We start from the raw sequence: 19,958 nt of genomic DNA on the forward strand, positions 1-19,958 counted from the left end.
GGTGACCCGCCCGGCGAGCGGCCGTTCCCTGCGATACCATCATGCTACCCTGTGTCATGGCGCTCATCGGATGCGATGGGACGGACGCGGCCCGGATCGGCCGGCTGTCCCGCTGCGCGGTCATTCGGCGTTGTAGTATTTCGAATAATTCTTCGCGTAATATTTCGAATAATAGAGCCCGCCCATGACCTCCGCCGATGAATCAACCATCGTGTAGATCACCCCGACGGTGTTGCCGCCATCGTTGCGGAGCAGCGAATGGGCCGCCTTTGCCGCGGCGGCGGGCGTGACGCCCCACCGCACGATCAGCACGACGGCATCGGCCAAGACCGAGATGAACCGGCCGTCGGCCAGCCCGAGGATTGGCGGAAGATCGAGCACGATATGGGTATATTGCGCGCGGACGGCGTCGAGGATCTGCCGCATCTCCTCCCCACCGAACAGATCCTCGGCGCTATAGAACGGGACCGACACGAGCAGCTGGTCGAGGTTCGGGACGTCGGACGGGACGATCCCCTCGGTCAGCGTCGCCTTGCCCTGCAGCACTTCGACCAGGCCGGTGCTGGTGGCGGGCGTGCGGACCAGATGGCGCATCGCGGCGCGGCGGACGTCGCACTCGATCAGCAGCGTCTTGGCATCGGCCGCGGCGAGCGTGCGGGCGAACGCGAGCGCGGTCGTCGTCTTGCCCTCGCTCGGCAGTGCCGAAGTGAAGGCGATGACGTGTGGCGGGGCCTGATCGCGGACGCCGAGTATGCTGGCGCGGGCGATGCGGAGCGATTCGGCAAAGAAGGAGGTGGGCCGATCGATCAGGATATCGGCGGGGTTTTGCACCTTTTCGTTCGGGATGGCTGCTAGGATTGGAACGCCAAGCTGTTCCCGAACTTCCTCCGCTGTGCGCATGCCACCCGAGGTTATCTCGAGGGCGCCGATCGTGCCCGCGCCCGCGATCAGCGCAACGATGCCGGCCAGTGCCAAGAGTAGCGGCCTGTTCGGAGAAACTGGGCCGGTCGGTACGTCTGCGTGATCGATAATTGCCGCCTGCGACAACGAAACCTGCGCTGCTTGGGTGCTGCCTAGCGAAAGTTGGGACATCCGTTCGTACAACGCTCGCTTTGCAGCAGCCTCTCGTTGATAGCTAGATGCCAGCGCCGCGGCGCGGGAGTCGCGCTCGCGTCTGTTCTGGAGATCGTTCAGAGAGCCGCGCAAGCTAGAGACACGTGCTTCTGCGGCAGCGGACGTAGCTTGAAGCGAGTTCACGATCCGGCGCGATTCGGCCTGAATTTGGCTGTCGAGCGACGAGATTTGGTCATGCACACGCATAGTCTCAGGATGTTTTGGACCAAACTTTATCCCCACCGAAGCTTGATCCCGCAAAGCTTCTGCCCGTTGCCGTCTAAGATCGCCGATCACAGCAGAGCCGAGAACCTCCGAAACGGCATCGAGGCCGCCGCGACTAACTTGGCCACGTGCGGCGGCTAAGTTAGATCTTGCAGCAGCAGCGTCGGATTCAGCGGAGGCAACTGTGCCGGTTAGCGGCGCAATTTGTTGATCAACAATAGTCCCACCATCACCCAGCGGATCACTACCAACAATACCTGCCTGAGCACGAAATTGGGCAACGCGAGCGTCGGCAGCCATCACTTGTTGGCCCAGATCGTCAAGCCGCTTGTCGAACCATTCGCCCTGACGGCTGGCGGTGCTGGCCTTGTCGGCTACGCGTGAGTCGATGTATGTTTCTGCAATTGCATTTGCAACCTGCGCTGCAATCACCGGGTCAGGAGACCGATACTTGATATCTAAGACGTAGGTGAGTTTTTCACGTGATACAGACAGATTGGAGAGTACAGTCGAAGCAACCTTCGCCTCACGTTCCGCCGATGTCGAAAGAAGGGCAGAATCACTATTTCTCAAAGCCGAGTTGAATAGCGGGCTCTCGACGAGCTTTAGTTTACGCACAACAGCTCGAGCAAGTGCGATGGAGTTCATCGCCGAGGCTTCAGTATCAATTGTGGAGGACGAGGGTTCGGCTCCGGTTCCCGTATTGACGTTCGAAAGTGGATTACGGGACGGATCAATGCGCATCCGAGCAGTTGCCTGGAAAATCGGACTTAATCGCATTATGTAAATGGTCGCGGGGATAAATACAACTGCCGAAACCGCGAGTAAGGTAACCCATCGCCGGCGGATTGTTTCACGAACAAGAGCGATAACGTCCGCTAGCCGAGCATTTCGGTCCTCAATGTCCTGTCCAATTTCCATTGTTCTACGTCCTGCTAACGGCCAAATCACAAACTCGGGTCGACTTTTTCACCGCTGCAGCACGATCCCGAACTGTCCCCGTAACTCTCCGACCCTGTAACCCACTGTGCCACTTCGAGTCGAGCGATCTGAGTAACGCGCGGCAAAATCCAAGCGGACTCGTCGCGTGGAAAGATAACGTGCCCCGAGTGCAAATTGATAGCCCTCCGCACCAAGGCTCGGTAGATCCTGATATTCTATTACTGAGTAACTTGCCGAGACGTTGCCTATGAGATTACGACGAATTTCACGGTCCAAGCGCAAAGTAAAACGGCTATCAAAATATGGCGCCCCGTTTCCAAAACTTGAGTCTCCAATTGACCTACTAACATCGATCGTGTAAGTTGAAAGATCGTCTGGGAACAATTCGATGCGAGCTTCAACCGACAAGCCCTTGACGCCATTATATATTGGCGAATCAAAGTCGCGAATAATATAACCGGCCCCAATCGAGCCACGAGCACGGCCAGCAAGGTCGAAATTAACGCCTATTAAGCCTCGATATCCAGTGGAGTCCCGTTCTGGCGCGGCTGGAGCCAAGGGTCGCACGAAGTCGTTACGAGCAATTCGTGCCTGTGCAAACAATGAGACGCTTGGCGTGCGAGCGTAATCTAACTGTGCAGTTAGCCGGCTGACGCCCCTGTCGCGGCCGGATTGATCTCTTTCAGCTCCGTCCTGGAAGCGAATAGATCCATACCGATCATCGGAGTGGTCGGCTGACAATATTACGCGCGTTCGTCCAAGCGAGTAAGTTCCACGTACAATACCGTAGTAAGTATCAATACGCGAAAGAGCAGCTATATCCGCTTCAACGTCACCAGAGAAAAATCCTTCGACACTACGAGCTCGAAGTAATCTACCTTCTATCTTTAGAGAAGATCCAAGATCAATACGACTACTTAATCCTAAGTTCCACGTATTTTCGTTTCTTGGACTCTGATCAATGTATCGGACGAAGCGGCCAGCTGCTTGAAACTGCAAGAAGTGACGTGACCAGAGTGACGCGGCGGTAACGGAAGGTGAGGCATAGCTAAATAAAGCAGCGCGCGGGTTATTTGCCTCGCTGTAGGTATTGTTGGTCCCACCAATTCCCAGCTCCAAGGCTGAGATTACGCGGAACGAACGAACATCGATACCAAGCGGGTCATAATCGGTCCGTGCTCGTTCAGTCACGGCAATATTGCGGCCACGATCGAAACCACTTGGTACCGCTGGGCGTGTAAGTAGTTCCTCGCCGACCTGCGCAACGGAGATTGATGGCCAAAGTGCCGGTATTGCAACAAAAGCTGCCCGGCAAAAGGCCTTCACATAGTAGTCGCGCGATCTTGGCACTCTGCGGCCGCCAATAATCAGAGAACTGAATATTGTCTCGGGTTTCCAGAAGTGCAAAACGGTGTCGGGTGCGTCATAAATATCATGTACACGCCCATGCCTCCGTATGTTCAGGTCGCACTTCATACTCAAGCAGAAAGTCCCGAACTACTATAGCATATTAGAAAGTCGGGATTGAAAGTGCCCATATTCAATACGCCCTTCATCAGAAGAACCGTTCCTGCACCCGTACTGTATCGCCAGGGTAGATGCGGAGTTCCGGCGTAACTTTGTATATCTTCTCCTCTGCCTCCCCGCTTCTGCGAATGCCAACAACAGCGCGGTCGGAACGGGGAGTGTATCCACGAGCAACCGCGATTGAGTTAAGCGCGGTTAGGCCTACTGTGTAGGGGTAAGGCCCGGGCTGCGTCACTTCGCCCATTATGAAGAAGGGACGAAAGGTAATGACCTCCATGCTAACGCGAGGATCGCGCAGATAGCCGTCGCCAAATAAGCGTTGCGCCTCCGCCGCCACCTCCGAAACAGTCTTGCTCAAGGCTGGAACGCGGCCGATCAACGGCAGAGCCAGAGCGCCATCGGCGCCTACCGCGAACTCACCCGAAACCTCCGGCTGGCTGAACACCGTCATGCGAACCCGGTCGTCAATGCCGAGCCGGTAATCCTCCAACGAGGCGTCTGGCGGGGCGTATCGCGCGCCCGACGAAACGATTTCATTCCCACCGGAGGCGCAAGCAGATATAACAGCGAGACCGCCGATCAAGATACTTGTTCCGAAGCGCATCTGGCTTACCCCCTCGATCGCGCTGGCGCGCGGCATCGTCCGGTCAAGCGCATGGCATAGCGGCATGGCCGTGGCAATCGCGATCGGGGCGGGTGGGCGCTGGCGCGCGGCGGGCGCACGGACCGCTTTATCGACGTGCGCGACGCGCTGTCTTATGGCACGCAGGGTGGCCACAGTTCGGTCGCGGGCAGCGGGCAAGCGGAGAGCGGCGATCCTACCACCGTCACCATCCGATGCCGGGCCGGACGTCCGAGCCGCCGTGCTGCCCGGGACGCCGGTCCTGCGCGACCTGATGCGGTACGGCATGGCGCTGGTCGGGCCGGTGGGCGTGGCGGGGACGCAGTTCCTGCTATCCATCGGGCTGCTGCGCACGCTGGAGCCCGCGACGTTCGGGCGTTATTCGTTCCTGCTGATCGTCGCGCAGTTGAGCTGGGCGTTGTGGTCTGCGCTGTTCTGCGCGCCTTTGCCGTTGTTGCTGGCGGGCGGGCCGCTGCCGTCCGAGGGGCCGGTGAATGATACGCGCGAGGCGATGCTGCGGTCGCTGACGGCGGCGAGCCTGCTGGGGGCGGTGGCGGCGATGCCGGTGTTCGCGGCGCTGGCGTGGATGCTGGGCGACGGGTGGCGGACGGCGTTGCTGTTCGGCGCGTTCGGCGGGCTGGCGATCGTGCGGTTCTTCGGCCGAGCGCTGGCCTATGCGGTTCACCGGCCGCTGCGCGCGATGGCGTCCGACATCGTCTATGGCCTCGGGCTGCTGGGTGGGATCGGGGTGATCTGGTTCGAGCATGCGCCCGCGGCGGATACCGCTTACGCCGCGCTGGCGGTGGCGGCGGGGGCGGGGCTGCTGCCGTTCGTGCACGGCGACCCGCGGCGGATCCGCCAGCTGGCCGATCCGCGCCGGCTGGCGGCCTATCCGACGGTGTGGCGCGAGCATGGCCGCTGGTCCTTACTGGGCGTCGCCACGACGGAGATGACCGCGAACGTCCACGCCTATCTGATCACGCTGTTCCTGGGGCCGGGCGCGTTCGCGCCGCTGGCGGCCAGCGCGCTGCTGATCCGGCCGATCGCGGTCGCGACCAACGCGATCGTCGAATATGAACGGCCGCGGCTGGCACAGGCGTTGCAGCCGGGGCAGCGGGCAGCGACGCAGCGCGCGACTCGGCTGTTCCGCGCGATCCTGATCGCCGGGTGGGTAGCGGTGGCGGCGGCGAATGCGGCGATCCTGGTGGTGTCGCCCGGGCTGATCTATCCGGGCAGCTACGACCGGGCGCATCTGGCAGTGGCGACGACATTGTGGCTGGCGACCGCGTTGCTGCGCATCCTGTCGGTGCCGGAGGGGACGTTGTTGCAGGCGATCGGCCGGTTCCGGCCGCTGGCGATGGCCAGCCTGTGGTCGTCGGCGGTTTCGCTGGCGTCGGTTGCGCTGTTGCTGATCGTCGCGGCGCCGATATGGTCGATCCTGGGGATCTTGGCAGGGGAAGCGGTGGTGACGATCCTGGTCCTGCGCGAGGGACGCCGTGCGCTGATGCCGGAGAGCGGGACTGCCGCATGACGATTACGGTCGGGATCAAGGCGCTGAACGAGGCGGCGCATATCGCGGCGGCGATCGACAGCGCGTGCGCGGCGGTGGCGCCGTTCGGTGGCCGCGTCGTGCTGGCCGACAGCGGATCGAGCGATGCGACGGTGGCGATCGGCCGGGCATGCGCGGCGCAGGGCGTGCGGACGGTGCAGCTGGCGGACCCGGGCGACCGGTCGTGCGGGGCGGGGGCGCAGCTGGCGTGGCAATATGCGGAGGGCGAGTATTTCTGCCTGATCGACGGGGACATGACGTTGCAGCCCGGTTTCGTCGCGGCGGCGGTGGCGTATCTGGCGGCGCATCCGGACGTGGCGGGGGTGGGCGGCCGCGTGATCGAGCGCAACCTGGAAACCGCGGAGTTCCAGATCCGCGCGAAGGCGGCGGAGGGCGAGGCGCATCGTCGCGCCGGGCCGGTCGACCGGCTCGACGGCGGCGGTGTGTACCGGGTGTCGGCGATCCGCCGCGTCGGTTACTTCGCGGATCGCAACCTGCATGCGTTCGAGGAGCTGGACCTGGCGGTGCGGCTGGCGTTGCGGGGCGGGACGCTGGTCCGGCTCAACATGCCGGCGGTCGATCATCACGGGCATAGGGGGAGCGGGTACCGGTTGCTGCTCCGCCGGTTGGTGTCGGGCTATGCCAGCGGGGCGGGCGAGGTGCTGCGCGGGGCGCTGGGCCGGCCGCACCTGCCGCTGGTGCTGCGCCGGCTGGGGCATCTGCGCCACGGGCTGGTGATCCTGCTGTGGTGGGCGGCGCTGATCGCGGCCGGGGTGGCTGCCCCGATCGCGCTGCCGGTGCTGGTGCTGGTGCCGCTCGGCTATCTGTCGGTGCGGCGCGGCGGGATCGCGCTGGGGCTGTATTCGCTGTGCCAGTGGAACGTGATCGCAGTGGGGCTGATCCGCGGGCTGTGCCGGTCGCGCGTGCCGCCGACGCGGGCGTTGCCGGCGGTGGAGTTCAGCCCCGCCGAGCGGGCATGAGCGCGATCGCGTCGGCGAGCGTGGCGACGCAGGCCGGCCAGTCGTAATCGGTGCGGACGCGGTGGCCGAGCGCGACGCCGCGGCGGCGGAGCGCGACCGGATCCTGCGCCCAGAGCCAGTCCGCGGCGGCGGTGACGGCATTGTCATCGGGGACGACATGACCGTCGCCATGCGCAACCATCGCCGCCATGCCGGCCATGTCGGTGACGAGCGGGAGCGCACCGGATGCCATCGCTTCGAGGACGATCAGCGGATAGCTGTCGAGGACGGACAGGTGGACGAGGACGTCGGCGGCACGGAGCTGTTCGAGCAGCGGGGCCTCCGCCATCCAGCCGGCCCAGGTGAAGGCGGGGCCGAGATCGGCGGCGGCGATGTCTGCGCGGAGGCGTGCGGTGGTCGGCTCGTCCGCGGTGCCGACGAGTTGCGCGATGAAGGGCAGGCCGCGGCGCTTCAGTTCGGCGCAGAGCGCGACGAAGCGGAAGCTGCCCTTGCCCTCCGACAGCCGTGCCGCGTGGATAAGCCGGATCGCCGGGCCGCGGTCGGGCATGGGGGCGGCGGGGCGCAGCGCACCGCGCGGCAGCAGGGTGCGGATCACCGAGCGCGGGACGTGCGGGGGGAGCGCGATCTCGCGGTCCTGCCCGTCGAACAGCAGGGCCAGCCGGTCCGCCCGGGCGAGCAGATGGCGGAGGATGTGGCGGAGTGGGGCGGTGCGTTGCAGCTGGCTGTTCGCGCCGAGGTGCGGGGTGACGAGGACGCGCACGCGGAGCAGCCGGGCGAGCAGCAGATAGGTGAGGTCGGGAAGGTTACACGCCTGGAGCCAGAGCAGATCGACCCGGTCGCGGCGCGCGGCGCGGACGAACGTGGCGAGCGCGCGCAGGAAGCCGGGAAACCGGGCGGGGCGGAGGAACGCGGTTTGCGCGGGGAGGGTGGTCAGCCGCCAGTCGGGACGGCAGAGCGCGACCGCCGCATCCGCCCGTTCGGTAAAGATTTCGACCCCGCCGCGCGATGTGGGCGTGCCGCCGACGATGCAGAGGTGAAAGGGGCCGTCCGGGGGCGCGATCAAGACTTGCCTCCATCGCGGCCGCGAACGGTCGAGGCGCCCGACATGGCTGGTCGCCGGTCCGCGCTTCCCCGCTCAGCGGGTTCTTAGCGCGGACCATGTCCCGGTTGCAACGGCGACGCCCCGCCCGGATCGCCGGCAATCGATGCCCGAAATGGCTCCGGGTCAGGCCGGGCTGATTGGGGTCGGCGTGGGAGTTGGCGTCGGAGTAGGGGTTGGCGTTGGCGTCGGAGTAGGGGTCGGCGTCGGAGTGGGAGTTGGCGTCGGAGTAGGCGTTGGTGTCGGAGTAGGTGTTGGTGTCGGAGTAGGTGTTGGTGTCGGAGTAGGTGTTGGTGTCGGAGTAGGTGTTGGTGTCGGAGTAGGTGTCGGCGTCGGAGTCGGAGTGGGTGTAGGCGTCGGCGTCGGCGTCGGCGTATCGGAATCGTTGTCGCCGTCGGCGGATGCGACGATGATCGCGAGGAGCGCGAATGCGGAGACGCCGAGCAGGACGAACAACCAGGAGTTCGAACCGAACAGGCCGTTCTCGTCCTGCACGACGGTGCCCGCGCGGCGGGTGAGGCCGCTGCTGGCGAGCGAGTCCTTGCGGACTTCGGATACGCGGGATGCGAAGGGTCGTTCCGTCACGGCGCGGGCGGGCGCGGGCTGTGCCGCGGCGATTGCGGTGGTGGAGACGACGAGGGACGCCGCCGCAGCGCTGAGCATGAGCTTCCTGAACGTCACGGCGAAATTCCCCTGAAACCTAGGTTTTATGCGGGAAGACATGCCAGAAAAATGCGTTGGACACAATATTTTCGTCTAATTCATGGCCAGTCCGCTTGACACCGTAACAGCTTGTCGATCCCCGTTGACAATGATGGGTTCAATATCAACGGGATAGCTTGAATTCGGCACGGTTTGCGGGGAACGTTACGTGACCAATATGATTAATATGTGGGAGGCGATCAAGGCGGTGATTGTCCCATCAGGGGCCGCCGAACGTTCGCTGATCCACGTTCATGGCGGCATGATGGTGTTTGTTTTCGCCATTTTGTGCGCGCCGCGGCGACTCGCGTCGGTCTGGCCGCCGGTGATCGTGACCATGCTGGTCGTGGTTAACGAACTGTTCGATTTGTACCATCACTGGCCGGTGATCCCGGCTTGGCTGTGGCGCGACTCGGGAAAGGACGTCTTGCACACGATCGTGTGGCCCTGGGTGATCTGGATCGTCGCGACGCAGGGCGCACGCCGGGCGGATCAGCCCGTTGGATCGTCGGACGGCGGGGCCGCCGCCGGGGTTTCGGTCGAGGCGGGCGCGGGCGGCGGGACGACCGGGCGATAGACGGGCGGCAGCGGTTGCGCGCGGACTGGCGCGCCGGCGGCGGTAAGGTTGCGGTCGCCGCGGATGGCGGCCGGGCGGGCGGCGTAGAGCGCGTCGGTGCGGTTGCCGGCGACGAGCGCGGTTGCGGGCGACGGGGACTGGACGACGATCGGCAGGCTGCCGGTTGCGACGGCGATGCGGTTGCCGCTGACCTCCAGCCCTTCGAGCGGCAGGGTTTCGCGGACCAGGATCGCGGCGGTGCCGGGCGGTTGCGCGACCGTCGCACGGATGTCGTTGCCCGCGATCATGGTGCGCAGCGCGCCGCCGCCGAGCAGCGCGGCCGGGGTTTCGCCCGCCCGGTCGAAGCGCAGCTGATTGTCGCGGATCGCCAGCATGCGCGTGCGGCCGTAGGACAGGTCGCAACGGACATTTTCGAAGATGTTGCCTTCGACCCGCAGCCGATCGAAATAGCTCGGCAGGCAGGTGCCGAACCCGGTCGCGCCGGTCCAGCGGAAGCGGTTGCGGACGAACGCCACGTCGACCGCGCCGTCCCCGCGCGAGAAGCCGGCGCTGCGCAGCGCGAACAGCGCACGGCCGGTACTCTTGCCGTAGCCGCGCGTGGCCCAGGCGGCGGCGAGCCGGGCGGCCGACCCGTCCTGCACGCCGACATTGTCGCGGAACAAGATGTTCTTCGCGGCATAGAAGGTGGCGAAGCAGAAATTGCCCGCGTTCGTGACGCTGTTGTTCGCCGCGACCGCGTTGAAGCAGCCTTCGAAATCGATCCCGACATCGAGCATGTCGCGCACGTCGTTGCGGACGACGAGGATGCCGTCGCCATTGTTGCCGTAAACGCCGCCGTTGGCGCCCGACAGCCGGTTGTCCGCGACGTAGATGTCGCGGGCGCGGCGCAGGAAGCCGATCGCGCCGCCCTGGTTCCAGCGCGCGGCACCGCCCCACCAGCTGATGTTCGCGAACCGGCCGATATTGCCGACGACCGCGACGCGCGACGCGAAATCGAACCGCACGACCTTCGACGCGTAGCTGCCGGCATCGACGCGGTTGTCGTAGACGAAGATGCGGTCGGACAGATCGTCGGTCCGGGTGGCGGAGAAACCGCCGGCGACCGCGGGATCGACGTCGGGCTTGGCCCCGCGATAGTCGATCAGCCGCAGTTTTTCGCGCAGATGCTGGACCGTCAGCGTGCCCATCCGCCGTGTGGTGCAGCGCGTGACCGAGACGTCGCGGAGATTATAGCCCTGGAGCAGTACGCCGAGCGGTTTGAAGGGTGGCGGCCGTTCGATCGCGAGATTGTCGATGTGGACGCCGGTGAGGAAGCGGGCCGGATCGTCGCCCTGCGGCATTGCGAGGAAGGCGTGCGGCACGCGCCCTTCGTAGCGGATCAGCGAACGCGGCCCTTCGCCCAGGATCGCGACGGGCCGGTCGATCCGGATCTGGCGGGTGAGGCGGAGCGCGGCCCCGGCGGGCAGCGCGGGCAGGCGGATTGCGGCCACACCGGAGGCGAGCGCGCGTTCGACCGCGTCGCTGTCGTCCGCGCGGCCGTCCATCACCGCGCCGAAACTGCGCAGGTCGCGGCCCTTCGTCAGCCCGAGCTGTGCCAGGCGGGCGTAGAGTTGCGCGCGCGGGGGGGCCCAGGCGGGCCAGTCGGCATTCTCGCCCGTCGCGGCGGCGGCGGCGGCGATCGGCGCGGGGAGGAGCGCCAGCGTGCCGGCCCCGGTAGCCAGCGCCAGCAGGTGGCGCCGGTCGATGTTTGGACTGAGGTCGAGGGGGACGTCGTGCATCATGCGCTTCCCTTCGGTCGCGGTCGCCGGACTATGTGCCAGGATATCGCGCCCGTCGCCGCGCGATAGCGGGCGGGCGCCGGATCGGGGCAGGGTGACCGATCGCTGCGCCCGCCCGCCACTCCGTCGGGCGGGGGAAGGCGCTGGCGCGGCGTGGCGCGATGGATTAGTCCGCGTGAAACCGCCGGAGACCGCAGCAGGTGGCAAGCTCTTATCCCCAGTATCGGCAGACCGTGGACCCGCGCGACTGGCGTTCGTCGGGCCCGGCGGCCGCGCCGGCCGCCGGGCATCCGCTGATCTTCGCCGGGTTCCTTCTGCTGATGCTGTTCAACGTCGCGCTGCCGAAGGGCGGGATCGCGGCGGGCGGTGTGCCGCTGACGTTCGGCTATATGCTGATCGGGCTGATCGCGCCGCTCGGGTTGATCGGGCTGATCCGCCGGCCGGCGATTTCCCCGGTGGCGGCGTTCCATTTCCTGGCGCTGTTCCTGCCGCTCGGGCTGTTCACGCTGTACCGCATCGAGAGCGGCGCCGGTGCGCCGGTCGTGCTGCTGACCTATGGCGCGCTGTTCCTGATCCTGCCGCTGGTCACGCTGATCGTGTTTTCGAGCTATCTGGAGGCGCTGACCGAGCGGCAGATCGCGGCCGTGCTGAAATGGTGCGTCGTGTTCTTGCTCGGCTGGGGGATCCTGAATTTCCTGTCCTATGCGCTGTTCACGCATTTCATCGAGGTCCCGTACCTGACGGTGAATGCGGCCGATGCGGGCGAGATCCTGGGCAAGAACAACCGGCGCGGCAGCCTGATGAAGCTGGTGTCGACGTATAACAACGGCAATGTCTGCGGCGTCTGCCTGCTGATGCTGATGCCGCTGTTCGTGCATGTGACGAAGTCGCGGATGTGGACGGTGCTGATGTGCCTGGCGATCATCCTGACGCTGAGCCGGACGGCGTGGTTCGGGCTGGTCTGCGTGCTCGGCATCATGATGGCGTTGCGGCTGATCCGGGTCACCAACATCTTCGGCTGGACGGTGGGGATCGCGCTGGCCGGGCTGCTGATCCTGCTGCTGCCGGTGATCGGCTGGACACCGGACCGGTTGATCGATCCGACGCTGGGGCACCGCGATTATCAGTGGCTGGGGTTGCAGATCACGCTGTTCGGATCGGGCGAGGTGCGGGTCCACGAGATCCTGTATCTAGGGCTGTTGCAGAGCCTGGGGGTGATCGGGTTGTTGCTGGCGCTGGCGGTGCTGTTCTTTCCGGTCGGGTACGGGCTGGCGTCGCTGTCGCGGTTGTCCGCGCTGCGGCGATCCGCGCTGGCCGGGATCATCGCCTATCTGGTGGTGGCGTGCCTGGACGCGGCGCTGATCTATCCGCCGGTGTTCCTGCAGTTCCTGTTCCTGGTCGCGCTGCTGTACCGGCGGGGTCATTCCGGGGCGCGCGAGGCGGGCTGACGGGCAGGACGAACCCGCGCAGCGCGACCGCACTGCCGGCGCGGGTGAGGTGATCATAGTCGTAGGTGAGCAGGTGGCCGGACTGGAACGGAATACAGCGCGGCGTGCAGAGCAGCGACAGCGGATCGTAGCGCGTGATCCGCGGCGAGGCGGCCAGCGCGGCGTCGAAGATGCGGACAGTAGGCGTGCGGAACCTGCGCTGCTCAACGATGTCGGAGCCGCAGATGCCAAGCGGGCGGCTACTCCACATCGCACGGGCGATGCAGCCCTTGGCGCTGCGTGGATAGCGTGGTGGCTCGTCGATGAAGGTGGTCGGGACGGCTCGGCGGTCCATCGCCGCCGCGATTGCGGAGAGCGCGGAGGAGAGCGCCCCGATGGAGTTGTTGAGGGTGCGGATGTCGGTGCCGTGAGGCATCAGGTAGCGCGCGGTCGGATCACGGACCCCGCCGGGGAAATCGATGCCCGCAAGGTTGGACCAGCGCGCACCGACGACGACACCGCGCAGACCGGGCATCGTTGCCAATTCCGCCGCAACCCGGTTCGAGAATTCACCGCAGCGGGCGTCGATGCGACCCCTGCCGAACGTGGCGTCCACCCCAGGGGTCGGCAGGCAGCCCGTGGCGATGAAGCTGACCGGGACCAGCCCCATCGCGCGGATGCGGGGCGACAGGACGTCGATGTGATGGCGCGCGAACGAATCGCCCCAGAGCACGATCTTGCCCCGCGGATCACGCCTAACACGCTCGAAACAGCGCGAGACGGCGTCGGGGCGGAGCTCGCCCTGGAACATGCAGCCAAGCTGGATTTCGGGCGGTTGGGTTCGTTGCCGATCAACGAACCGCGCGGCGGAGGGCAGGCGTTGTGGTAGGCCGCGAAGCGCGACGATGGCGAGGCCGGCACCCGCGACAGCAAACAGGGCGAACGCTGAGGCAAGCAGGACCGCAATCGTCCGGCGGGGCGCTCTGTCCGGCACAGGCCGGCGAAACGGCCGCTCGATGAAGCGCCATGAGCCCCAAGCGACGAGGACGGACAGCGCGAGCATCGCGATGGCCTCAGCCGTGGTCGCGTCCCGCTGGGCGACGATGAAATGGAGCGAGAAGATCGGCCAGTGCCAGAGATAGAGCGAGTAGGAGATCAGGCCGATAAACAGGAACGGCGGGAGCGACAGCAAACGATGCGTCCGGCTCTGCACCGATTGGCCGATGTGGATGAGCAAGGCCGTGCCGAGGACGGGCGGGACCGCGCTGAGCCCCGGGAAACGGATCGTCTCGGTATAGAGGACGACGGGCGCGAGGATGAGTGCGAGCGCGAGTGCAGAGAGCGCCTCGGCGAGCGTGCGGCGCCGGACCGCGGGTAGGTCCCCGGTGGCGATGATCGCGCCGGCGAGCAGTTCCCAGGCGCGAGCCGGGAGCATGTAGAACGATGTCTTGGGTGAGTAGCCCAGCATAAGTTCGGCCGCGGTCAGCGACAGAATAATCGCGAGGGCGATCAGCGGCGTGCGCCAGCGGGTGAGCCCGAATCGGTAGAGCAGCAGTACCGCGATCGGCCAGACGAGATAATATTGCTCCTCCACCGCCAGCGACCACATGTGGAGCAGCGGTTTCGACAGCGGTACGCCGCCGAAATAATTCTGGGTGACCTGGAAATAGAAGTTCGCGCCGAACAGCGTGGAAGCGACCATGCTTTTGCTGAAGCTGACCAGTTCGGACGGCAACAGGACAAATGAGGCAACCACCAGCGTGACCGTAATCACGACCAGCAATGCCGGTAGGATGCGGCGGAAACGCCGTTCGTAGAAACGCGCGATCGAGAGGCGGTTGTCATCGGCATCGGCGAACAGCGCGCGGCCGATGAGGTAGCCGGAAATGACGAAAAAGACGTCAACTCCTATAAAACCGCCGGAAAAGGCCACGAACCCCGCGTGGAACAGCACGACCGCACCGACCGCGACGGCGCGGAGACCATCGATGTCGGGGCGGTATTTGATGTGCATCCAGTCTCCGGATCTGTCCCCGGTTTTCTACACACCACGCGCGCCGCAGCAAGGGGCCGGCCGCGCCCGTGCGACCGCCGGAGCGACGGCGGCGCTGGACGACACGGGACCACGCGCATAGGGAACGGGGCGCCCTATCTCCCACCGGAGGACATTGCCGTCATGCCTGATCATGCTCCGGCCCGCGACCGGTTGGCCGCATGGCCTGAAGCTGGTTGCCCGACGGGTCCGCGATGCGTGTCTTGAGCGTGGCGCAGCACTTGCTGGGTCGCCTGCGTCGCAGTCGGCTGGCGTCGAACAGTTCGGTCTATCTGGGTGGCACGCTGCTCAACCGGCTGTTCCCGTTTTTCCTGACCCCACTCTACACCCGGACGATGACCCCCCATGAATTCGGGATCTGGGGGTTCTGCATGACGGTGCTGAACGCGTTGCTGATCGTCGGGGACCTAGGGATCGGGAGTGCGACGACTCGGCTGTACTGGGATCATGCCGGCAGCGACGGGATCGGGCGGTTCCTGACGGTCGGGTTCCTGACGCGGATCGGGGTGGCGTTCGGCGTGTCGCTGGGGTTGGCGTGGCCGCTGATGGCCGGGTGGCAGTGGCTGGGTGCGGGGATGGTGCCGACCTGGCCGTTCGTGCCGCTGCTGCTCGGCTGTTCCGCGGTGCAGGCGATCGTGGCGTTCAACCTGGAGATCGCACGGTCGACGCATAACCCGTTCCTGTTTTCCAAGATCCAGATCGGCCAGACGATTCTGCAGTCCGCAATGGGCGCGGTGCTGGTCCTGTCGGATTGGGGAGCGGTCGGGCCGATCGTTGGATATCTGGTAGGCGCGGTGATCGTGGCAATAATCGGCGCGATCGCGTTCGTTCGGCAGTACGGGACGCTCGCCGGGCTGGACTGGAGCGTTAGCCGGGCGGCGCTACGATACGGCATTGCGAGCATTCCGATCAGCGCGTCCACGTGGTTGCGGCGGATGGCGGACCGGATCATGGTCGGGCGCTCGATTTCAATGTCAAACTTGGCAATTTACCAAGTCGCGGCAAGCGGAATGGCGCCGCTCGCCATCCTGATGGGCAGCGTCAATTCCGCGTACCTCCCTTATTATTACGAGCAACGGAGGTGCGGCGATGTGGTGTTGCCGCGGCTTGTGGCGATGGACAGCCTGATCACTGCGGGGCTGGCGGGCATCTCGCTTGCTACCATTGCAGTGGTGCCCGAATTGATCCACATCCTGGCCCCACCAAGCTACGCATCTGCCGCGGGGCTGGCATCGTGGTTCGTGCTGATCGCGTTCTTCGGCGGGTTGACGCTCCAGTTTACGAAGGAGCTGTTGTTTCTGAAACGCCCGGACTTGGCGAGCGTGATCACACTCGTGCCATCGATGCTTGGCGTCGTGGCCAATTTTTTCGTGATCCCGCGATTTGGCGCGGCGGGCGCGACGATGGTCGGCGTAGCGGTCAACATGATCATCTTCGTCGTCACGGTCACGGTGACCAGACGGGTTCACAGCAGCGGCCATGATCTTGTGCGGATCGGCCTAGTTTGCGCATTAGTAACCCTTTTCTGCGCGCTATTTACCGAATGGCATTTCATACCCTTTGCCGCTTGGTCGCTCGGCCTCCGGATGCTGGCCGCGATACTCTGTCTTGCGGCGGTCGTTTCGATACTGTCGATCAGAACGGCCTGGCGGCAGACCATCGGCGGCCAGGCCGGGTCACCGTGATCAATTTGCGCAGTAAGGCCGCAACGCTTCCATATTGGTGTGTGTCGTTCGCCACAGATGCTGCTTTCCGATATCAATGCGGTCATACATCGCCTGCCGGTTTTGCTCGAACGCCGTTACCAGTTCATTGATCCGATCCTCCATGTTCGGATCGCGAAGCGGAACCGCCAGCTCGTCAAGGCCGACTTCCTCGAGGAAATATCGGACCTTAACGTGATTGATAATGCCCATGACCGGTACCCCGATGCCGTACGGAAGCATGACGCCATGGCCACGCATTCCAATGACGAGTGTCTTTGAGCGGTAATAGCGGACGATATCTGCCGGCGACATCATGTCCATCATGCGATGCGAGAACATGACCCGCTCCTCGACGAAGGCCGGCAGCGCCGCGAGTTCGTCGACCGTGTGGGTTGCGATATGGATTTCCCACCCGTTCGCCGCCATGCGCTTGGCCTGCCGCGCGATCCGCCGGATCTGGTCGCGATCTTCGACGATGCCGAGTTTCTTGAAGCCCATGAAAAGCACGAACACGACCGCTTTCACGTTCGGGTCGCGTTTTGCGGACCATGAATCCGGTCGGATCAGCGACATCACATTGGTGGGACATGGCTGAATGACGATTTTGTCCGCTACCGTCGGGGGCAAGTAATCGCTTAGCTTTTCCAAGCTACCTCGGTTACGCACGCTGAAGAAGGCGGATCTTTCGACAGTTTCCGTAATGTGTTTCCGAAAAGACGGGAAGAAATCGTCCTGAACCTCCATTCGGTTGTAACCGATGGCGAAACCCAGCAGGGGCCGACGAAGCCGCTTCAGCGTCGCGAGCGGAATGTTCCACAGCCAATCACTGTCCACATTCGGGAAAGGCCGGTGTCTGTCCGGTAGTAAGAGGCCGCCTCCACCGACGACGACCGCTCGGGCGTCGCGATTGATCCGCTCAACGTCCTCTACGCGAACCAGCTTCTTATGATCCTCGTTCACCCACGGGGTCTCACCGAACCGACTCGCAAAAAGCGCATGCTGCGCATGAACGATCATGACGTCGCCGGCATTGCCATGCCAACCCGCATAGTGACTGAAGTAGCCCGCACCCGCTTTTGCACGGCGGGACGCACGTTCCGCTCCGATCCGGTGCGCGAGGAAGCCCGGAAACTGGAGTGGTTGACGTGAGCCGATCAAGCCAAGTCGACGTACTTTGTTAAAGATCGACATTGCGGCATCCTCTCTCGTCACACGCCCGATCGAGGGTGGGTGACGGCAGCGCATTCCAGCCACCCTAGCGAGCGGTCAGACTCAAGAACGAAGCTGTCGTCGCCTCCAGCTCAGGCGGCGGCGACGGACTTCGGTTTGGCGCGCCACTTCAGCTTGTCGCGCTGGACCTGTTCGACGGGGAGGATCTCGCTAGCCTTGTACTTGAGCGAGCCTTCGACGGCGCGGAGGTCGCGGACCAGGCGGCGGAGGCCGTCGGGTTCGAGCGAGGCGGCGTGGTCGGTTCCCTTCCACGTGCGGTCGAGCGTGAAGTGGCGTTCGACCCACTGCGCGCCAAGTGCCAGGGCGGCGACATCGGCGGCAATGCCGAGATGGTGGCCGGAGAAGGCGATCGACTTCACCCGATCGCCGAACCGGTCCTTCAGTCGCGTGATTTCGAGCAGGCAGATATCGTCGAACGCGACCGGATAGCCCGAGGTGCAGGCGTAGAGCACGACGTCCTTGGCACGGCCGCGTGCCTCGAAGAAGTCGACGATCTGCGCTTCCTCATCCTGCGTTGTCATGCCGAGCGAGCAGTGGATTTCACCGCTATAGTCGCGCGCCAGCACGTCGAGCATCTCGAAATGGAGATTGCAGGCGGAGGGGATCTTGAGCAGCGCGGGCTTGAGCGAGGCCATTTCGACCGCGGACGTCACGTCCCACACCGAAGTGGAATAGCCGATGCCGTTGAGCGCGCATTCGGCCATCAGTTCGGCATGCTGCGCGACGTCGAATTCGAGGAACTCGCGGTGCGCGCCGTAGGTATCGCCATAGGCATTGGCGGGGTTCGGATGCGGCGTGCGATACTGCTCGTCGGTCAGCAGTTCGCGGTTGTTGCGCTTCTGGAATTTCACCACGTCGGCGCGGGCATAGACGGCCGCGGTGCGGATCATGTCCTTGGCGATCTGCATATCACCCTTGTGGTTGCAGCCGACTTCCGCGATCACCCGAATACCCATGACTATCCCCGTCACCGCCAACAAAACCGGCCGCGCCGTAGCAGATTTCTACCCGTCGAAACAGTGGACCCGATGGACGATCCCGTTCGGGATCGGGACAAACGGGGCGAAATGGACGAATGGAGCGACCGGAGGGCGGAGCGCATGACGGGACGATCGATCGCACTGGTGGGCAGCGGCGGATCGTCCGGACGGACGCTCGCGATCGTCGAGGCGGCGTTGCGCACGCGGCTGGGCGATATTGCGGTCCGGTTCATCGATACGCAGCCGTTCAACCTGCGCACCGGCGGGCGGACGGCGTATGACGGCGACGGCGACGTGCGGGTGGCGTCGATGGCGGCGGCCGGGCTGCGGCGGTACACGGGCAGCTGGTCGACGAACATGCTGCTGAACGGCGGGCCGATGATGACGCGGCGGCTGGCGCGACATGCGCGCGACCTGCTGGGTGGGCGGCACGACGGGATGATCATGTGCCACGACCGGATCTATATCGAGACCGCGCTGATCGGGGCCGCGCGGGCGAGCGGCACGCCGACCGTGCTGGTGCAGGAGGGCCCGTTCTGCGCGATCGGCAGTCCGGCGCCGCAGACATGGCGGTTGCGTGCGAAGGCGGCGCTGGCGCCGATCGTGACCGCGACGGGGCTGCTGCCGGTCATGCCGGACTATGGCTGTGCCGGGCACGACCTGATCACCGCGGTGTCGGATGCATACCGCGCGCGCTGGATCGCGGCGGGGGTGCCGGCGGAGCGGATCGCGGTGACGGGGGTGCCGCGTTACGACCGGCTGGCGGGGTTGCGGGGCGGTGCTTCGGGGGCCGGGGACGTGCTGCGGCTGTTGTATATCGTTCAGCCGTTTGCGGCGCATGGGAAGGTTGATGGGCAGGAGGCGGCGCGGTTGCAGGCGGTGCTGGCCGACGGGATCAACCGGGCGGCGACCGAGCGCCCGATCGCGGTGACGGTGCGGATGCATCCGCGATCGGGCGGGGCGGATGCGGCGGTGCTGACGGGCGGGCTGACCGGGGAGTATGAGGTCGACGATGGGGCGGAGCCGCTGGAGGACGCGGTGATGCGCCACGACCTGGTGGTGGGGCATTATTCGAGCGGGTTGCTGGAGAGTGTCTTGCTGGACCGGCCGGTGCTGTGTTTGCCGGTGGCAGCTGGGGCGTTCGCGGAAGCGTCCGAGGCGGAGAAGCAGGCCTGGCTGGTGCGGACCGGGGTCGCGGTGGCTGAGACGGCCGAGCGGGTTGCGACGGTGTTGATGGGGGGTACGCGCGGGGTGATCGACCGGGCGCTGATCGCGGAGGAGACGGGGGTTGTGGATGGGGGTGCGGCGGCGCGGTGTGCGGAGGCTGTTGCTGGGGTGATGGGGTGATTGCTGGTTTGCCGGGGGCTTGCCTGTTCACCACGCCGTTTGTCCTGAGGAGGGGCTGAGCGTAGTCGAAGGCCCGTATCGAAGGGGCTGCGCGGTGCTTC

The 19,958-nt window shown here is 65.0% G+C and carries 14 protein-coding genes; 6 read left to right on the forward strand and 8 right to left on the reverse strand.

Going from position 1 to position 19,958, the window contains the following annotated elements; genetic code table 11:
* Positions 1 to 120 precede the first annotated feature (120 nt).
* From ACFSGX_RS02180 to ACFSGX_RS02190, 3 genes are all read right to left on the reverse strand, one after another.
* On the reverse strand, positions 121 to 2,082 hold the full coding sequence (locus ACFSGX_RS02180) for a GumC family protein (protein ID WP_380927118.1): 1,962 nt from the start codon (positions 2,080 to 2,082) through the stop codon (positions 121 to 123).
* A 225-nt stretch (positions 2,083 to 2,307) separates the two neighbouring features.
* Positions 2,308 to 3,756: an outer membrane beta-barrel protein gene (locus ACFSGX_RS02185; RefSeq protein ID WP_380927120.1), complete on the reverse strand. Its 1,449-nt coding sequence runs from the start codon at positions 3,754 to 3,756 to the stop codon at positions 2,308 to 2,310.
* 79 nt (positions 3,757 to 3,835) lie between these two features.
* Positions 3,836 to 4,585 (reverse strand): polysaccharide biosynthesis/export family protein, encoded by a 750-nt coding sequence (locus ACFSGX_RS02190; RefSeq protein WP_380927121.1) that lies wholly within the window; start codon positions 4,583 to 4,585, stop codon positions 3,836 to 3,838.
* A gap of 85 nt (positions 4,586 to 4,670) precedes the next feature.
* On the opposite strand from ACFSGX_RS02190, the gene ACFSGX_RS02195 reads away from it, so the two are divergent.
* Both ACFSGX_RS02195 and ACFSGX_RS02200 read left to right on the forward strand, forming a co-directional pair.
* Complete coding sequence (locus tag ACFSGX_RS02195) at positions 4,671 to 5,960, forward strand: polysaccharide biosynthesis protein (RefSeq protein ID WP_380927122.1); 1,290 nt, start codon at positions 4,671 to 4,673, stop codon at positions 5,958 to 5,960.
* On the forward strand, positions 5,957 to 6,958 hold the full coding sequence (locus ACFSGX_RS02200) for a glycosyltransferase family 2 protein (RefSeq protein WP_380927124.1): 1,002 nt from the start codon (positions 5,957 to 5,959) through the stop codon (positions 6,956 to 6,958). Before ACFSGX_RS02195 ends, ACFSGX_RS02200 begins: the two co-directional genes overlap by 4 nt.
* On the opposite strand, the gene ACFSGX_RS02205 is transcribed toward ACFSGX_RS02200, so the two are convergent.
* Complete coding sequence (locus tag ACFSGX_RS02205) at positions 6,936 to 8,021, reverse strand: glycosyltransferase family 4 protein (RefSeq protein ID WP_380927126.1); 1,086 nt, start codon at positions 8,019 to 8,021, stop codon at positions 6,936 to 6,938. The genes ACFSGX_RS02200 and ACFSGX_RS02205 overlap by 23 nt on opposite strands.
* Before the next feature lie 445 nt (positions 8,022 to 8,466).
* On the opposite strand from ACFSGX_RS02205, the gene ACFSGX_RS02210 reads away from it, so the two are divergent.
* Both ACFSGX_RS02210 and ACFSGX_RS02215 read left to right on the forward strand, forming a co-directional pair.
* On the forward strand, positions 8,467 to 8,754 hold the full coding sequence (locus ACFSGX_RS02210; RefSeq protein WP_380927127.1) for a hypothetical protein: 288 nt from the start codon (positions 8,467 to 8,469) through the stop codon (positions 8,752 to 8,754).
* A 192-nt stretch (positions 8,755 to 8,946) separates the two neighbouring features.
* Positions 8,947 to 9,336 (forward strand): hypothetical protein, encoded by a 390-nt coding sequence (locus ACFSGX_RS02215; RefSeq protein ID WP_380927129.1) that lies wholly within the window; start codon positions 8,947 to 8,949, stop codon positions 9,334 to 9,336.
* On the opposite strand, the gene ACFSGX_RS02220 is transcribed toward ACFSGX_RS02215, so the two are convergent.
* A complete protein-coding gene (locus ACFSGX_RS02220) occupies positions 9,252 to 11,117 on the reverse strand; it encodes a right-handed parallel beta-helix repeat-containing protein (RefSeq protein WP_380927130.1) in 1,866 nt (621 codons plus the stop codon). The two genes, ACFSGX_RS02215 and ACFSGX_RS02220, sit on opposite strands and share 85 nt — an antisense overlap.
* Positions 11,118 to 12,434: 1,317 nt before the next feature.
* Positions 12,435 to 14,555 carry an acyltransferase family protein gene (locus tag ACFSGX_RS02225; RefSeq protein ID WP_380927132.1) on the reverse strand — a complete coding sequence of 707 codons (2,121 nt, stop codon included), beginning with the start codon at positions 14,553 to 14,555 and terminating at the stop codon, positions 12,435 to 12,437.
* Between the two features lie 233 nt (positions 14,556 to 14,788).
* On the opposite strand from ACFSGX_RS02225, the gene ACFSGX_RS02230 reads away from it, so the two are divergent.
* Positions 14,789 to 16,279: a lipopolysaccharide biosynthesis protein gene (locus ACFSGX_RS02230; protein WP_380927134.1), complete on the forward strand. Its 1,491-nt coding sequence runs from the start codon at positions 14,789 to 14,791 to the stop codon at positions 16,277 to 16,279.
* On the opposite strand, the gene ACFSGX_RS02235 is transcribed toward ACFSGX_RS02230, so the two are convergent.
* Positions 16,280 to 17,491, reverse strand: a complete 1,212-nt coding sequence (locus ACFSGX_RS02235; RefSeq protein ID WP_380927136.1) for a polysaccharide pyruvyl transferase family protein — start codon at positions 17,489 to 17,491, stop codon at positions 16,280 to 16,282.
* Between the two features lie 110 nt (positions 17,492 to 17,601).
* Positions 17,602 to 18,486 carry an N-acetylneuraminate synthase family protein gene (locus ACFSGX_RS02240; protein WP_380927138.1) on the reverse strand — a complete coding sequence of 295 codons (885 nt, stop codon included), beginning with the start codon at positions 18,484 to 18,486 and terminating at the stop codon, positions 17,602 to 17,604.
* Positions 18,487 to 18,630: 144 nt separating this feature from the next.
* Here ACFSGX_RS02240 and ACFSGX_RS02245 point away from each other — a divergent pair, with 144 nt between their 5' ends.
* Entirely contained in the window at positions 18,631 to 19,857 is a 1,227-nt protein-coding gene (locus tag ACFSGX_RS02245; protein ID WP_380927140.1) for a hypothetical protein, read from the forward strand.
* The last annotated feature ends 101 nt before the right edge of the window (positions 19,858 to 19,958 follow it).

The organism is Sphingomonas arantia, assembly GCF_042682045.1.
Lineage (GTDB): Bacteria > Pseudomonadota > Alphaproteobacteria > Sphingomonadales > Sphingomonadaceae > Sphingomonas_R > Sphingomonas_R arantia.

Excerpts from the sequence above, each read along its gene's own strand:
- ACFSGX_RS02225 (WP_380927132.1), bottom strand. The coding sequence starts at position 14,555 with ATGCACATCAAATACCGCCCCGACATCGATGGTCTCCGCGCCGTCGCG.
- ACFSGX_RS02185 (WP_380927120.1), bottom strand. The coding sequence starts at position 3,756 with ATGAAGTGCGACCTGAACATACGGAGGCATGGGCGTGTACATGATATT.
- ACFSGX_RS02215 (WP_380927129.1), top strand. The coding sequence starts at position 8,947 with ATGTGGGAGGCGATCAAGGCGGTGATTGTCCCATCAGGGGCCGCCGAA.
- ACFSGX_RS02180 (WP_380927118.1), bottom strand. The coding sequence starts at position 2,082 with ATGCGCATTGATCCGTCCCGTAATCCACTTTCGAACGTCAATACGGGA.
- ACFSGX_RS02240 (WP_380927138.1), bottom strand. The coding sequence starts at position 18,486 with ATGGGTATTCGGGTGATCGCGGAAGTCGGCTGCAACCACAAGGGTGAT.
- ACFSGX_RS02230 (WP_380927134.1), top strand. The coding sequence starts at position 14,789 with ATGCGTGTCTTGAGCGTGGCGCAGCACTTGCTGGGTCGCCTGCGTCGC.
- ACFSGX_RS02245 (WP_380927140.1), top strand. The coding sequence starts at position 18,631 with ATGACGGGACGATCGATCGCACTGGTGGGCAGCGGCGGATCGTCCGGA.
- ACFSGX_RS02220 (WP_380927130.1), bottom strand. The coding sequence starts at position 11,117 with ATGATGCACGACGTCCCCCTCGACCTCAGTCCAAACATCGACCGGCGC.
- ACFSGX_RS02235 (WP_380927136.1), bottom strand. The coding sequence starts at position 17,491 with ATGTCGATCTTTAACAAAGTACGTCGACTTGGCTTGATCGGCTCACGT.
- ACFSGX_RS02200 (WP_380927124.1), top strand. The coding sequence starts at position 5,957 with ATGACGATTACGGTCGGGATCAAGGCGCTGAACGAGGCGGCGCATATC.
- ACFSGX_RS02210 (WP_380927127.1), top strand. The coding sequence starts at position 8,467 with ATGATCGCGAGGAGCGCGAATGCGGAGACGCCGAGCAGGACGAACAAC.